Origin of the sequence: Lactobacillus agrestimuris, assembly GCF_943193025.1 — a bacterium.
Classification (GTDB): domain Bacteria; phylum Bacillota; class Bacilli; order Lactobacillales; family Lactobacillaceae; genus Lactobacillus; species Lactobacillus agrestimuris.
Genome location: NZ_CALPCQ010000031.1, coordinates 1 through 17,465, shown reverse-complemented (window position 1 = coordinate 17,465; position 17,465 = coordinate 1). Strand labels below are relative to the sequence as shown.

At 38.6% G+C, this 17,465-nt stretch carries 3 protein-coding genes; all 3 read right to left on the bottom strand.

Annotation, left to right across the window (positions count from 1 at the left end):
- Positions 1-194 precede the first annotated feature (194 nt).
- Entirely contained in the window at positions 195-10,181 is a 9,987-nt protein-coding gene (locus NFR82_RS08170) for a Rib/alpha-like domain-containing protein (protein WP_251717798.1), read from the bottom strand.
- Positions 10,182-10,546: 365 nt separating this feature from the next.
- A complete protein-coding gene (locus NFR82_RS08865; protein ID WP_277612435.1) occupies positions 10,547-16,723 on the bottom strand; it encodes a Rib/alpha-like domain-containing protein in 6,177 nt (2,058 codons plus the stop codon).
- 274 nt (positions 16,724-16,997) lie between these two features.
- The coding region (locus tag NFR82_RS08860) for an LPXTG cell wall anchor domain-containing protein (RefSeq protein WP_277612434.1) at positions 16,998-17,465 on the bottom strand (468 nt) is incomplete at its 5' end.

The window sequence follows — 17,465 nt, the reverse complement described above, 5'->3', positions numbered from 1 at the left end:
TAGAAAGCAAAAAACACCGTTTAGTAAAAAAGACTAAAACGGTACTTTTTCAATACACTAGATTATTTGACGCTTACAAAATACTAGCCAAACTGGGACTTATAAAGTACAAAAAAGACGCATTCCAAATTGAAATGCGTCTTATTAGCATTTAAAACTAATTGTTAGCGAATCAAGAATTAGATCCCTATCTTTTAGTTCTTACGCTTCTTCTTACCACCTGCAAGACCTAAGATTGCTCCTACACTTGCAATGGCAAGTCCAAGTAAACCAGCCTTGTTAGCTTCTGCACCAGTTTGTGGTAAGGTCTTAGCATTCTTATCACTCATAGCATCATTGCTATTACCATTAAGGCCTGAGCGATTGCCGTTACCATTACCAACTCCTGCTGCATGAACACCGCTAGTACTTTCACCATTTACATCGCCACTATGAATACCAGAAGTAGTAGTAGAATTACCATGCTTCTTAGTATTATTATGCTTAGTCTTATTAGGCTTAGTGTTATTTGATGAATTTGGTACTTCATTTTGAGAATCATTTGCTTTTGGTTCTACATTAACGTTGACAGTTACAGTGGCAGTTGAACCATCTGGGTAAGTTACAACGATGATTTCTGAGTGTGAACCTGGCTTCTTGACATCGTCAGAAACCTTACCTGAATCTTGCCAAGTGTAAGTAGTACCGCCTGGTAATTGATTCTTGTTTGCAATACCTTGTGATGCATCTGGTACTTCACCTTCTGTGGTCGTGATATCTTGACCAATTGGTGTGTAAGTATCAGCATCTGTTGGAGTTGATGGAGTAACAGGACTTACTGGAGCAGATGGTTCAGTAACAGTAATTGTAGTAGTTACTGTGTCTGTTGTGCCATCTGGATAAGTTACTGTGATTGTTACTGGTCTAGTACCTGGTGTGTTTACATCTGGTTCACCATTAGTCCATTCATACTTGGTACCTGTTGGTAAGTCATCCTTGTTACCAATACCTTCTGATGGATCTGGCATGTGACCCTTATCAGTTGTAATTGGGTTTGGTTCTGGTGTGTACTTATCTGTATCTGTTGGGTTCTTAGTAACAATTACCTTAGTAGTTACAACATCTGTTGAACCATCTGGGTAAGTTACTGTGATTGATACATCCTTAGTACCTGGGGTTGATACATCTGGAGCACCATTGGTCCAAGTGTATGAAGTTCCTGTTGGTAAGCTTGGAATATTACCAATTCCTTCTTCTGGACTTGGTTCCTTACCTACAGTTGTATTAATATCCTTTGGTTCTGGATCGTACTTGTCTGCATCTGTTGGGTTCTTAGTAACAATCACGTGAACTGAAACTTCATCTGTTGAGTTATCTGGGTAAGTTACAACTACAGTTGCGTCCTTAGTACCTGGAGTTGATACATCTGGAGTAGTCTTCCAAGTGTAACCAGTTCCTGTTGGTAAATCACCTTTGTTTGCAATACCCTCTGAAGCGTTTGGAGTTTCACCTACATTAGTGTGAACATCTTGACCCTTAGGAGTGTACTTATCTGCATCAGTTGGGTTTTCTACCTTTTCAACTTGAACAGTGATGTCTGGGTTGTCTTTACTGTTTCCGTTAAATGGAACCTTACTTGGAATTTCAGCACCCGGTACTACTTCATAGCCAGTTGGTACTTGTAATGGAGTTTCACCATTTCCGTTACCAATAGTTACGCTAGTTCCTGTCTTTCCTGTTAAGGTTTGAGTTCCAACTGTCTTACCACCATCTACAAAGATAATCTTTCTAATTTGACCATCTGCAGTGTAGTTAAAGGTTACTGTTGAATCTTCAGTATTACCAGTTACATCCATTGCTGGAGCAGCATTTGGATTAGTTACTGTGTATCCTGCTACTTCTGGTGCAGTTACTGCATCAAACTTAGCAGTGTTCCAGTCACCGTAAGTAATTTCACCAGTTACTAAGTCTTCAGTAGCACTTCTTTGAAGAGTTACAGTTTGACTAGCAACCTTGGTAATGTTACCAGCTACATTCTTTTCAACAGTTCTAGTGATTGTCTTGTTTACCTTGTCTGCTTGACTTGGATCGTTTGTTACATCCTTTGTTCCGTGTTCAACGTAGACAATAGTGTCCTTAATTGGTTCTGAACCAAATGTGAATGAACTTGGAATATTTTGTCCACCAACTACTTTCCAGTTAGCTGGAACTTCAAGATTTACTGGAACAGTTTCGCCAGTCTTACCACCAACTACTTGAGTACCAACAACGTCGTTGTGATCTGCGTTGTTTACGTACTTGATTGTAGCGGTTTGATCTGAGTAAGTGTAGTTTACAGTTACAGTAATGTTGTTTACTGGTTCGCCGTTTTCTAAGCCTGATTGTGATGCTACATAATCCTTACCATCTTTGGTAGTGATTGTGCCACCTGTAATGGTTCTGGTGTAACCTGCTGCACTTGGAATTTCAAAGTCTGAGAAGCTAGTTGAACCATCAGTCATGTCTGAAGTCCAGTCAGTGTAAGTTACTTTACCAGTTACTTCATTAGTTGACTTAGTTCTGTAGAAGTAAAGTTTTTGAGTACCAGTTTGTGGTGCCTTACCTTCAATGTTTACAGTAATAGTTCTAGTTACTTCACGGTAAACATCCTTGTTGCCTTGGTCATTACGTCCATCATCAGTATCAACCTTAGCTTGTACTTGAACAGTGATGTCACCGTTATCTTTACTATCTGCGTTAAATGGTATAGTCTTTGGAATTGTAGTATTTGGTACTAATTCGTAACCAGTAGGAATTTCTAATGGAGTTTCACCATTTCCGTTACCAATAATTACGCTAGTTCCAGTCTTACCAGTTAAGGTTTGAGTTCCAACAGTGTTGCCATTATCAACAAAGACGATCTTTCTAGTTTGTTCATTTGTACTGTAAGTGATGTTAAAGACTAAGTCCTTATCACCTGGTTTTACAGTTTGTGCTGGAACTTCATTTTGACTTGGTGTGTATCCTGCAACCGTTGGTACAGTGTAGCTTGGGAATGTGTATGTTCCGTTATCTGACCATGCACCATAAGTTACTTCACCTGTTACTAAGTCCTTAGTTGCAGTTCTGTTAAAGGTTACTGAGCTAACTACTGGAGTAGTCTTGCCATCTGGAGTAGTTACATTGATTGTTTCAGTAACGGTTGACTTAGCACCTGCATCAGTATTAGTTACATCTTCAGTTCCGTGTTCAATTGTTACGTTGATTGGAGCTGGGTTTTCTGAACCAAATGTAATTGATGTTGGGTATTTACCAGTAATTACCCATCCTTCTGGTACATGGTTCGCAATATCAGTATTTACACTTTCACCAGTCTTACCAGTTACGTTGTAACTACTGATTACCTTATCATCTTTATCAACATAGTTAATTACTTGGCTGTGTTCTCCAGCACCGTAAACGAAGGTCACTGTTGAATCTTGAGTATCACCAGTTACAACTACTTCTGGAGCGGCATTTGGATTAGTTACTGTGTAACCAGCTTCTGCTGGAGCAGTTACGGCATTAAACTTAGCTCCATCTACGTTCCATGCACCGTAAGTTACTTCACCAGTTACTAAGTCTTCGGTAGCACCTCTGTGGATAGTTACAGTTTGCTTAGTATATTCACTAGTCTTACCTGCGATATCAAGGTCAATTGTTCTAGTAATTGTCTTGTTTACCTTATCTGCTTGTGATGGATCGTTAGTTACATCCTTTGTTCCGTGTTCAATTGTTACATTAATTGGAGTTGGGTTATCTGAACCAAATGTAATTTGGCCTGGAATTGTCTTATCAGTAATTACCCAACCTTCTGGAACATTACTTTGAATGTTAGTATCTACAGTTTCACCAGTCTTACCAGTTACATCATAATGCTTAATTACATTACCATCTTTATCAACATAGTCGATTACTTGGCTGTGTTCATCAGCACCGTAAACAAAGGTTACTGTTGAATCTTCAGTTTCACCTGTAATTGCTACTTCTGGTGCAGCATCTGGGTTTGATACTGTGTAGCCTGCTTCTTCTGGTGCAGGTACGGCATCAAACTTAGCTCCATTCACGTTCCATGCACTGTAAGTTACTTCACCAGTTACTATGTCCTTAGTTGCCGTTCTGTGAAGAGTTTCAGTTTGCTTAGTGTATTCACTAGTCTTACCAGCAATGTCAAGATCAATTGTTCTTATAACTGTCTTGCTTACCTTGTCTGCTTGTGATGGATCGTTAGTTACATCTTCAGTCTTGTGATCTAAGTAAATCTTAATTACTGGGTTAGTTACACCTAAAACAGGAGTTTCAGTTGGTAAAGTTTGACCTTCAGCTAATTCATAGTTATCTGGAACAGTTAAGCTTACTCGAACTTGTTTACCAAAGTCACCCTTAACTGAAATTGGCTCACCAACATTTTGACCATTAGTCTTATCAACAAATTGATATTGTTGAGTTTCTGAATCAATGTTGTAAGTTACGTTTTCAGTTACGTTTTCAGTATTTGGAGTTACATTGTCAACTGCAGGAATTACTGTTGCGTTCTTACCGTCTACTTGTGAAGTGTAACCATCTACTTGTGGTACATCTACTTGGGTAAAGCTGCCTGTAGTCTTGCCAGTTTGTGCGCCATTTTCAAATACTTGGTAGTCGCCATAAGTAGTTACTGCTTTACCATCTTGTTCGGTTACAGTCTTAGTACGTGCAAAGACTACGGTTTGTGGATCTGAAACCTTCTTACCATCTGGAGTAGTTCCATCAATTGTTCTAGTTACGGTCTTGAATAAAGTAGTCTCATCATTACCAGTATTTTGGCTTGGATCCTTTGGATCAGTTGGCTTTTCAGTACCAGTTACGATGATAGTAGTTGGTACATCTTGGGTATTGCCATCTGGGTAGTGAACAGTTACTGTTACTGGACTTTCACCAATCTTGCTTACATCTGGAGTCTTACCATCTTTCCAAGTGTAAGTGGTGTTTGTTGGTAAGTCTGGTACATTACCAATACCTTGTTCTGGGTTTGGTTCTTGACCTTGTGGAGTAACAATTGGAGTTGGAGTAGCTTCACTTACGATTACCTTAACTGGAACATCTTCACTTGAACCATCTGGGTAGTTTACAACTACTACAGCGCCCTTAGTTCCTGGTGTCTTAGTATCTGGTTCGCCATCTTTCCAAGTGTACTTAGTACCTGTTGGTAAGCTTGGAATATTACCAATACCTTGTGATGCTTCTGGAGTACCACCAATGTTGGTGTGAACATCTTGTCCTTCTGGAGTGTACTTGTGTGCATCAGTTTCTTTGTAAGTTACATTTACAGTTACGTTTTCAGTATCTGGAGTTACATTGTCAACTGCAGGAATTACTGTTGCGTCATTACCGTTCACTTGTGAAGTGTAACCATCTACTTGTGGTACATCTACTTGAGCAAAGCTACCAGTAGTCTTGTCAGTTTGTGCACCATTTTCAAATACTTGGTAATCTCCGTAAGTAGTTACTGCCTTACCATCTTGTTCAGTTACAGTCTTAGTACGTGCAAAGACTACTGTTTGAGGATCTGAAACTTTCTTACCATCTGGAGTAGTTCCATCAATAGTTCTAGTTACAGTCTTGAACAAGTCCTTTTGATCTTCATTAGTTGGATCAGTTGGCTTTTCAGTACCAGTTACGATGATAGTAGTTGGTACGTCTTGAGTATTACCATCTGGGTAGTGAACAGTTACTGTGACTGGACTTTCACCAATCTTGCTTACATCTGGTTCGCCATCTTTCCAAGTGTAAGTTGTACCTGTTGGTAAGTCTGGTACATTGCCAATACCTTGTTCTACGTTTGGTTCTTGACCTTGTGGAGTAACGATTGGTTTACCTGTTGCATCTTCAGTACCGACATTAAGTGAACCTGCTGGCAATTCAACGTCTAAGTAAGTTGCTTGACCATCTTTGTCATTATCACTAAATGTGATCTTAACAGTACCCTTAGTATCACCAGCCTTAAGGTCATTTGCCCAAGTGTATGATACTGGCTTGTTAGCAGTTAACTTGTCTAAGTTAGTAAGATCAAGTAAAGCCTTTTCTGCATCAGTTAAGGCATCACCGGCCTTAGCTGGACTAACTACAAGTTTCTTAGAAGCTGCATCAGCAACTGGAGTAGCACCTTGTACAGTTACAGCATTACCATACCAACGAACGGTTTGACTACCACCTTGAGTAGTGAATAAGCCGTTACCAGTATCCTTAATTAAATCACTGTTTGCCCCGTAAGTTACCTTGATTGCTGGGTTTACATCAGAAACAGTTGAAGTACCAGTACCTGGAAGAATTTCAGAACTTGTAGCTGAATCTACATTAGTGTTAATTGGAGTAGTCCATTCTGCACTAACATCAGTAAGATTACCAGTACCGTTAGCTCTGTCGTAAACTACTGTACCTTGAGTATTAATACCCTTACGAACATCATTGTTGTTCCAGTAAGTAATCTTGCTAATGATGCTAGTAGCATCTGGATACATACTGTTAGCAGTAGTTTCGTGAAGGTTGTTCAAGTTAGTTTCAACAGTAACACTGTAATCAGTTCCTATGAATGTGTTTGAACCAACAGCGATTGGTGCATCAATAGTTTCTTGTGAACCATCTGGATAAGTTACTGTTACTGGTACAAAGATTGGTCCTTCTGGTGTGTTTGAACTAGTAGTTACAGTTACGTTACCAGTGTTTGGATCAATAGTGCCAGTTACACCTTCTGGGTAAGTAGTACCATCTGGAATCTTGTAAGTAGTACCTGTTGGAGCAGTTACGCCTTCACCATATGATGGATTACCAGTTTCAACTTTACCACCTTGGTTTACCTTTGCTGGGTTGTATTTTGGATTGTAAGTATTAGCATCACTTGCAGTGACAGTAATCTTAGCAGTTACATTATCAGTAGAGTTATCACCTGGGTAAGTTACTGTTACTGGTACGTCAATTTCACCGACTGGAGTGTTTGCACCAGCATTAACGGTAATCTTACCAGTGGTATCATCGATAGTTACTTTAGAACCTGCTGGGACTTGGAAATTATCATCAATCTTGTAAGTAGTGCCTGCTGGAGCAGTTGCGGCCTTACCACCATCAGTAGTGTAAGTTGGAGCTTCAGTAGTTACACTCTCACCTTGTTTTACACTAGCATCTTGGTAACTTGGTGTGTAAATATCTGCATTAGTCTTATCAGTAATGTTTAATGGGATATTTACAAAGTCAAGTGAACCATCGTTGTAAGTAACCTTTGCCCATGCTGAAGTATCAGTGGTCTTCAAGTTACCTTCTGGATTAGTTGGTGCATCAATACCACTCATGGTGTTAGACCATTCAGTTGCATCTGCTGGAGTGTACCAAGCAACATCCTTAACATTACCATCTACTGGAACAGTAGTCTTAGTCCAGTTACCATTTTCATCCATAGTTGCCTTTAAAAGATCCTTGATACCATCTTTTGGATTAAGGTCATTTAAGGTTTCGTGAGTATTACCATTAATGGTTTGAACTTCTGGATCATATAAGTCGTTATCCTTAACTGGAACTGGTGAATCAGGAGTCAAAAGTTGTGAACCCATTGCTAAACGTTGTGGAGTCCAGTAACTATAGTTGTTCAAGAATTGGTTCAAGTATGGAGTGTAGTAATTTACGCTACCAGCACCTTGAGTAATAATACCTTGGTCACTGTTCTTGTTTACCTTTTGACTACCATTGTATTCAAATGAGTTAGTACCTGATTGGCTTGGTGCCATGATTACATTACCATTTGAGTACAAGAATTTTTCTTGACCATCTTTATTTTGAGGACTAGTTTGACCAGCTACAGTAAAGCCTGTACCTGCATTAGTTCCCCAGTTGTTCATTGAGTTAACACTTTGAACCATCCAAGTGAAGTTTGGTGCATTCGAAATATTAGCTGCTTGCCATTCTGCGATTGGAGCGTTAGAAATGTGAACACCATTAGTTCTACCGCTTTGGCCACCACCTTCAAGGTAGATTAAATCTGAGCCATTGCTTGGGAGTGGAGTGTTTAATCTTTGTAAGTTGACATACTTAGGGTTAACAATATTAATGTTTGAGTTGGCTGATGAACCTGAAACAAAGATCATACCAAGGTTAGTTTGTTGTCTTGAATCTTGTAAGTCTAAAGTTGCACCTTGGTTAACATTAATAGTAAATGTACCCTTTAAAACAGCTGATGAACCTGATCCCATTGAAATAATTGGGTTCATACCTGAATTAGTTGAGGTACGTTTTACTCTAATGATACCATCATCATTAATTGTGGTTGAGTCTACGTTAGTCGTATTAATTGGTTGACCTACACCAATGTTAATCACACCATATTGACCACCGTTAAAGTTAGAAATTGATCTGGCAACTTGACCAAAGTCAGGTGTTGCATCAGTAGCAGCTGTTACATCAAGAACACCATCTTTACCAACATTTAACTGACCAGCAAGGATTGCCATTGAGTGACCAGTACCTAAGTCCATGTTTACAGTACCATCAATATTTGCAGTACCGTGAACCCCATCGACAGCATAGATACCTCTAACGTCTTTACCACCCTTAATGTTTAAAGTGGCACCCTTCTTAACGTCAAAAGTATAAACAGTGGATCCATCATTATTATGGATATCAGTTTGTGCAGTACGGATAGCATCACCACCGTAGTTGTTAGCACCACTACCAGCATCAGTCATTTCAATATTGGTGGTGCCATCTTCAATTCTCACATAACCAGCATCGATAACTGAACCACTATCGGCTGAGCCATTAGTATTGGCCTTATTGTAAATAGTGTTGTTACCTTTTAAGATAGCAGTAAAGTATTCACTACCATGATTAGTACTATTTGTACCACGAACTAGACCACGGTCACTAATGTTAGCATTAATATCTTTGAAAGTAATAGTATCTTTCTTTTGATTATCAGCACTTACTTCACCAAATGAGAATGGAGCCATCCAACCAGCTTCATTACTACCTACGTCTCCAGCCTTAATCTTGGTATTATCAACAGTAATATCCCATGAACCACCATCTTTTTGGTTCTTATCTAAGAATTGTAAGTAGTACTTACCAAAGTCAATGGTCTTATCATTACCAGTAATGGTAACCTTACGAGCTACATTAGTACCATTTAATTCCATTAAACCATTGTAACCATTCCAGTGAAGTAAACTTGGGCCAGTAAGTCCACTAACAAGACCAGTTACTGTAACATCACCAGTAAGATTAATGTTATCAACATTAGCATCATTTAATGCGTTGACCATTCCTTGCCAGTCATCTACATTTGCAGTGTTCTTGTAAGCTTGAACAACAGTTACAGCAGCTGTAATAGTGTCTGGAGTTTGGCTTTTATCTGAGTTATTTGGATTATTTACTGTTACTGGAATGTTAAAGTTACCCAATTGAGCAACAGTAGTTGCAGCAACATTAATTTGACCAGTTGATGAGTTAACATCTACAGTTACACCATCTGGAGCATTGAAACCAGTAGCAAGACCGTAAGTTGTATCTTTGGGAGCTTTTTGACCATTATTTATAGAAATAACAGTGTTACTACCTTGGTGAACATCAGTTGCAGTGTAATTTAAGCCTAATTCTTTGGCAACATCAGTTTTTTCAGATGCGGTGGTATTAGCTGCTACTTTACTTTCAGTTAATGCAGCTGGACTTACCATAAAGTTAGTAAATAATTTATTAACTGGGACAGTTGTTGCATCCTTAGCATTTTGCTCTACTAAATTTTCTTTAAATAGATCCTCTTCGCTGTCCTTTGGGGTAAGGATTATATCTTCGGGCTTTTTCTTTGTTTCAAGAAGTGTAGCCTGCTTTTCATATGTGACCTTTGTTGAATCAACATCTTTATTTGCGTCTTTTGCTGCTGAAGAATTTTCTTCAGTAGTGTTTTGTTGAGCAGTCTCTGCAACATCTGAACTCTTTTCAATCTTCAAGTTAGATTGAGTATCATCAGATTTAACATCCGAATCGCTATTAGCTTGTGAACCATCAGTTGTTTCTGCATTAGTGGTATGTGCATTAAATCCTAAAAATGAAATACCAATCAATACGGATGCCGCACCAACGGTTAACTTACGAATTGAAAAGTGTTCATTCTTTTGTTCCATTTGACGTAATCGTTCTTTATAATTTCGACTAGATAACATCTTTTATCTACTCTCCTCTTTCTTACTCTCAAAAAATTACTCTTTTAAATAATAGGTGTTCTTTTACCCTCACTTAATATAATAGTCGTTATTTTATTTTTTGCAACGTTTTTTCTTTTTTCTTTTTTACTTTATTTTTTCTTATTTGAAGACTATTTATTCTTAGGGCTATAATTGCTTTATTTACGTTTGAAATTAACCCAAGCAAGTTGTAACAACTCTACAAGCATGGTATTGCGGCTAAGTCTAGGACGTGTCACACGGCACATATTATTACGGCAAACAAAAAACACATTCCGATTTGGAATGTGTTTTTGTTAGATAAAACTAGTTATTCAAACATTTAAACAAATGAATGGTTAGTTTTAGTTCTTACGCTTTTTGTCACCGGCTAAGACAATGATTGCGCTAAGGCTAGCAAACATTAAGCCGATTAAGCCGTACAAGCTATTATCTTGTGCACCAGTTTGTGGTAAAGTCTTAGCATCCATTTCACTCTTAGCACCAGTGTTGCCATAGAAGCTTGAGTGGTTGCCGTTACCATTACCAATTCCTGCTGAGTGAACACCACTAGTATTTTCACCGTTTACATTACCACTATGAATGCCGGCAGTATCAGTAGTGTTACTGTGCTTCTTATGCTTAGCATGCTTCTTAGTCTTAGTAGTCTTAGTATTATCTGCTGGTACCTTATCAGAATCATCATCTGATTTTGGTTCTACATTAACGTTAACAGTTACAGTATCAGTTGAACCATCTGGGTAAGTTACTACGATGATTTCTGAGTGTGAACCTGGCTTCTTAACATCATCAGCAACCTTACCTGAATCTTGCCAAGTGTATGTAGTACCGCCTGGTAATTGATCCTTGTTTGCAATACCTTGTGATGCATCTGGTACTTCACCTTCTGGAGTAGTGATATCTTGACCAATTGGTGTGTAAGTATCAGCATCAGTTGGTGTTGATGGAGTAACAGGAGTTACTGGGGTAGATGGAGTATCAGGAATAGATGGAGTTGATGGTTCAGTTACGTGAATAATAGTAGGTACTTCGTCTTGTGAACCATCTGGGTAAGTTACGATAACTACTGCTGGGTGATCACCAATAGTATTTACATCTGGAGTATCTTTCCAAGTGTACTTAGTACCATCTGGTAAGTCGCCCTTGTTGCCAATACCTTCTGAAGGATCTGGAACTTGGCCTTGAGGAGTATCAACCACTTCTGGAACTGGAGTGTAATTGTCTGCATCACTTACAACATTTACATAAGCTGGAACAATTTCCTTTGAGCCATCTGGGTAAGTTACAGTGATGTCATGTAAAGTCAAACCTGATTCAGTAGTTGTTGGAGTACCATCAGTCCAAGTGTAAGTAGTACCAGTTGGTAAGTCATTCTTGTTGACGATATCGTTTTCAGCATCTGGAACTGGATCACCCTTCTTAACAGTGATAGTACCGCCTTCTGGGTTATACTTATCAGCATCAGTTGGGTTTTCTGGCTTGTTGTTAGGATCCTTAACAGTAATGATTACTGGAACATTGTCTTGTGAACCATCTGGGTAAGTTACTACTACGATAGCTGGGTGATCACCGATAGTATTGGTATCTGGAGTATCTTTCCAAGTGTAATTGGTACCAGTTGGTAAGTCACCGTTGTTAGTAATTGCAGTTTCTGCATCTGGAACCTTAGAACCCTTATCAACAGTGATGTTGTGACCTTCTGGAGTGTACTTGTCTGCATCAGTTGGGTTTACGTGAACAACAGTTGGTACATCTTCGCTTGAGCCATCTGGGTATGTTACAACTACGATAGCTGGCTTGTCGCCTGAAGTAGTTGTATCAACAGGGGTCTTCCAAGTGTAATTAGTACCTTCTGGTAAATCACTAGTATTAGAAATACCGTTTGAAGCATCAGGAAGCTTGTCACCTTTGTTTACAGTAACAACTTGACCTTCTGGATCGTACTTGTCAGCATCTGTTGGGTTTGTGGTCTTACCATTATTATCATCAGTTACGATAACTGTTGCTGGAACCTTGTCAATTGAACCATCTGGGTAAGTTACAGTTACGATAACTGGTTGGTTACCTACCTTATCAGGATCTGGAGCTACTTCCCAAGTGTACTTAGTACCAGTTGGTAATTCTGAAGGATTCTTAATACCTTTTTCAGCATCTGGAGCTGGATCACCCTTCTTGATAGTGATAGTAGAACCTTGTGGGTCATACTTGTCAGCATCATCAGTTACGTGAACCATTACAGGAACTTCATCTACTGAACCGTCTGGGTAAGTTACAGTAACAATACCGTTCTTATCACCAACAGTATCAGTATCTGGAGTATCAGTATCCTTCCAAGTGTACTTAGTACCTTCTGGTAATTTAGTATGGTTAGTAATACCTTTTTCAGCATCACCATCAGTTAACTTGTGACCCTTATCAACTGTGATGTTACCACCATTTGCGTCATATTTGTCGGCATCAGTTGGGGTTGTAGGATTTCCAGTACCGTCAGTTACGTTAAGTGAACCTGTTGGTAATTCAACGTTTAAGTAAGTTGCTTTACCGTTCTTGGCCTTGTCTTGGAAAGTAATACGTACAGTACCCTTAGTTTCGCCAGCCTTAAGGTCGTTTGCCCAGGTATATGATACAGGCTTGTTAACGGTTAAATTACCTAACTTAGTAAGATCAAGTAAAGCCTTTTCTGCATCAGTTAAAGCATCACCGGCTTTAGCTGGTTTTACTTCAAGTTTCTTCGAAGCAGCATCAGAAACTGGTGCAGCACCTTCAACAATTACACCATTACCATACCATCTAGCAGTTTGGCTACCGCCTTGAGTAGTGAATAAGCCATTACCAGTATCCTTAATTAATTGGCTGTTTTTACCGTAAGTAATCTTAATTGCTGGATTATTTTTAATATCAACAGTTGAAGTATTAGAACCTGGAAGAACTTCATCCATAGTAGCCTTATTTACATTAGTGTTGATTGGGTTAGTCCATTCAACAGTTACGTCATCAAGGTTACCAGTACCATTAGCCTTGTCGTAAATTACATTACCAGCTAAGTTCTTACCGGCACGAACATCATTGTTGTTCCACCAAGTAATCTTAGTAATTGCATCTTTGGCATCTGGATTCATACTGTTAGCAGTAGTTTCGTGAAGGTTATCTAAATTAGTGTCAACACTTACACTGTAATCAGTACCGATAAATGTGTTTGCGCCAACAGCGATTGGGGCATCAATAGTTTCGTGTGAACCATCTGGGTAATTTACTGTTACTGGTACAAAGATTGGTCCTTCTGGAGTGTTGTCACTAGTAGTTACAGTTACGTTACCAGTGTTTGGATCAATAGTTGCAGTTACACTTTCTGGTAATTTAGTTCCTTCTGGAATTGCGTAAGTAGTCTTCTTTCCGTTTTCTTCTGGAGCAGTTACGCCTTCACCGTATGATGGAACACCAGTTTCAACTTTACCACCTTGTTTTACGTTTACTGGGTTGTAGTGTGGGTTGTAAGTATCAGCATCACTATTAGTTACAGTTACCTTAGCAGTTACGTTATCAGTAGAGTTGTCACCTGGGTAAGTTACTGTTACTGGAATATCGAATTCACCAGTTGGAGTATTATCTTTAGTAGTTACCTTAATTGCACCACTAGTTGGGTCAACAGTTACAGTTACACCTTCTGGAGCAGTAAAGTCACCAGCTACAAATTTAGTACCTTCTGGAGCAGTAGTAGTCTTACCATCAGCATCAGTAATAGTTACTGGAATAGTAGTTTCTGAACCACGTTTTACATCAGTATCCTTGTAACTTGGTGTGTAAGTTTCTGCATTAGTCTTATCAGTAATGTTTAATGGAATCTTTACGAAGTCAATTGAATCATCTTCGTAAGTAACCTTTGCCCATGCTGAAGTATCAGTAGTCTTCAAGTTACCTTCTGGGTTAGTTGGTGTATCTTCACCACCCATAGTGTTTGCCCATTCAGTTGCATCAGCTGAAGTGTACCATGCAACATTCTTTACAATACCGTCAACTGGAACAGTAGTAGTTGTCCAGTTACCGTTTTCATCCATGCTTGCCTTTTGTAAATCCTTGATACCCTTGTTAGGATCTAAGTTGTTTAAGGTTTGCTTAGTAGTACCGCTGATAGTTTGAACTTCTGGTTCGTACAAATCATTATCTTTAGACTTAACTGGTGAATCAGGGTTAAGTAAACTTGTACCCATTGCTAAACGTTGTGAAGTCCAGTAACTATAATTGTTTAAGAATTGGTTTAAGTATGGAGTGTAGTAAGCTTGACTACCATTTCCTTGGGTAATGATACCTTGGTTACTGTTCTTATTTACAGTTTGGCTACCATTGTATTCAAATGAGTTAGTACCTGATTGACTTGGTGCCATGATTACATTACCATTTGAGTACAAGAATTTTTCTTGACCATCTTTATTTTGAGGACTAGTTTGACCAGCTACAGTAAAGCCTGTACCTGCATTAGTTCCCCAGTTGTTCATTGAGTTAACACTTTGAACCATCCAAGTGTAGTTTGGTGCAGTTGAAGTATTAGCTGCTTGCCATTCTGCGATTGGAGCGTTAGAAATGTGAACACCATTAGTTCTACCGCTTTGGCCACCACCTTCAAGGTAGATTAAATCTGAACCATTCTTAGGAAGTGGGGTGTTCAATCTTTGTAAGTTGACGTACTTAGGGTTAACGATATTAATGTTTGAGTTGGCTGATGAACCTGAAACAAAGATCATACCAAGATTAGTTTGTTGTCTTGAATCTTGTAAGTCTAAAGTTGCACCTTGGTTAACATTAATAGTAAATGTACCCTTTAAAACAGCTGATGAACCTGATCCCATTGAGATAATTGGGTTCATACCTTCATTGGTTGAAGTACGTTTTACTCTAATGATACCATCATCATTAATTGTATTTGAGTCTACGTTAGTTAAGTTAGTTGGGTTACCAACACCAATTGAAAGCACACCATATTGACCACCATTGAAGTTAGAAATTGATCTACCAATTTGACCAAAGTCAGGTGTTGCATCGTAGGCAGTAGTTACATCAAGAACACCATCTTTACCAACATTTAAGTTACCAGCAAAGACTGCCATTGAGTGACCAGTACCTAAGTCCATTTTTACAGTACCATCAATATTTGCAGTACCATGAACCCCGTCAACGGCAAAGATACCTCTAACGTCTTTACCACCAGTAATATTTAAAGTTGCATCCTTCTTGATATCAAAGGTATAAACAGTTGAGCCATCATCATTGTGGATATCAGTTTGTGCAGTACGGATGGCGTTACCACCGTAGTTGTTAGAGCCATCATATGCAGAGGTTACATTGATGTTAGTAGTACCATTATCAATTCTTACATAACCAGCATCAAGTGCTGAGCCACTTGCTCCTTGGAATTTTAAGTCTTCACTAGCAGTAACATCATTATCACCAGTTAAAACCAAAGTATAATATTCACCATTATGATTAAGTCCTGCACCAGTAATTACTGAGCGGCCTTCTACATTGGCAGTAACATTATTGAAGGTAACCGTATCTTTCTTTTGATTATCGCTATTTACATCAGCGAATGAAATAAGTCCAAATTGTCCTGGTTCAGTAGCACTAGTTTGACCACTACCATCTTTTGATACACCCTTAAGTTTAGTATCATCAATAGTAATATCCCAGCCATTGCCATTCTTTTGGTTAGCATCTTGGAACATTAAACTATAATGACCAAAATCAACAGTATTACCATTACCAGTAATAGTTACTTTACGGGCTACATTTTCTTTATTAAATTTTAAGCAACCATTGTATCCTAATGATTGACCACCCAAACTACCAGTTTTACCAGTTACAGTAATATCATGAGTAATATTAATATCATCAACATTTGCATTTTCTAATGCGTTAATAAAACTGGACCAATCTGTAACATTTTGAACTGTAACTTTTGGTGCTTCTGGAGTAGTTGCATCTAAAGCAGCGTAGATACCCTTTTCGTTCTTACCAACCATAGCACCCTTGTCAGCCATTGACTTAAGTGCTTCATCTTCTGCGGCCGACTTAGCTGCTGATGAGTCAGCCGATGCTGAGCTAGCTGCTTCTGACTTAGCTACTGAAACTGCATTTGATTCACTATTTGCAGCATCAGATTTAATTTTAAGTTCTGATGCATCGCTTGCTGCGCTAGTTTCCTTAATTTTAAGGTCTTGTACTTGTGCCGCACTATCAGCTGAAGCTTCTGAACTTGTTTCAGCCTTTTGGTCTGCAACCTCTAAAGTCGTTACAGGTTGACTTGATTTGTCTTCGTCTGACTTAACATTCGAATCCTTTGCTACATTTTCGTTAGCTTGTGAACCATTATCGGTTGTATCTGCACTAACAGTGTGTGCATTAAATCCTAAGAATGAGATACCAATCAATACGGATGCCGCACCAACGGTTAACTTACGAATTGAAAAGTGTTCATTCTTTTGTTCCATTTGACGTAATCGTTCTTTGTAATTTCGACTAGACAACATCTTTTATCTATTCTCCTCTTTCTTAAAACATACATAGTAATATAGTACTCTCTGACTAATATATTAGTTGTTTTTTCTAATTTTTGCAAATATTTTATCTTGTTATTTTTTATTTATTTAGTGATATTATTAGCTCTTCATAATTAAAGATATTTCTGTCATTCGGCACAATTATTAGGGCACACAAAAACACATTCCGATTTGGAATGTGTTTTTGTTGGATTAAAACTAATTATTCAAATATCTAAACAAATGAATGTTTAGATTCGATCTTTTAGTTCTTACGCTTCTTGTCACCAGCTAATACCATGATTGCGCTAAGGCTAGCAAATGCTAAACCGATTAAGCCGTACAAGCTATTATCTTGTGCACCAGTTTGTGGTAATGTCTTAGCACTCTTAACGCTCTTCTTGTTACCGTAGAAGCTTGAGTGGTTACCATTATCAACCTTTGCTGCGTGAACAGGAGTTACCTTAGTGTTGTGAACTCTAGAAGTCTTAGTAGATTTATCTTCAGTATTATCATTTGATTTAGGTTCTGAAGTTGTTTGGTCATCTGGAGTTTCTGGTGTTTCAGGAGCTACTGGAGTTGATGGAGTTTCTGGGGTATCTGGAGTTGATGGAGTAACAGGACTTACTGGAGCAGATGGTTCAGTAACAGTGATAGTAGTAGTTACTGTGTCTGTTGAGCCATCTGGGTAAGTTACTGTGATAGTTACTGGTCTAGTACCTGGAGTGTTTAC

What these genes read in the sequence shown, in the direction of transcription:
- NFR82_RS08170 (WP_251717798.1), bottom strand. Translation starts at nt 10,181, where the DNA reads ATGTTATCTAGTCGAAATTATAAAGAACGATTACGTCAAATGGAACAA.
- NFR82_RS08865 (WP_277612435.1), bottom strand. Translation starts at nt 16,723, where the DNA reads ATGTTGTCTAGTCGAAATTACAAAGAACGATTACGTCAAATGGAACAA.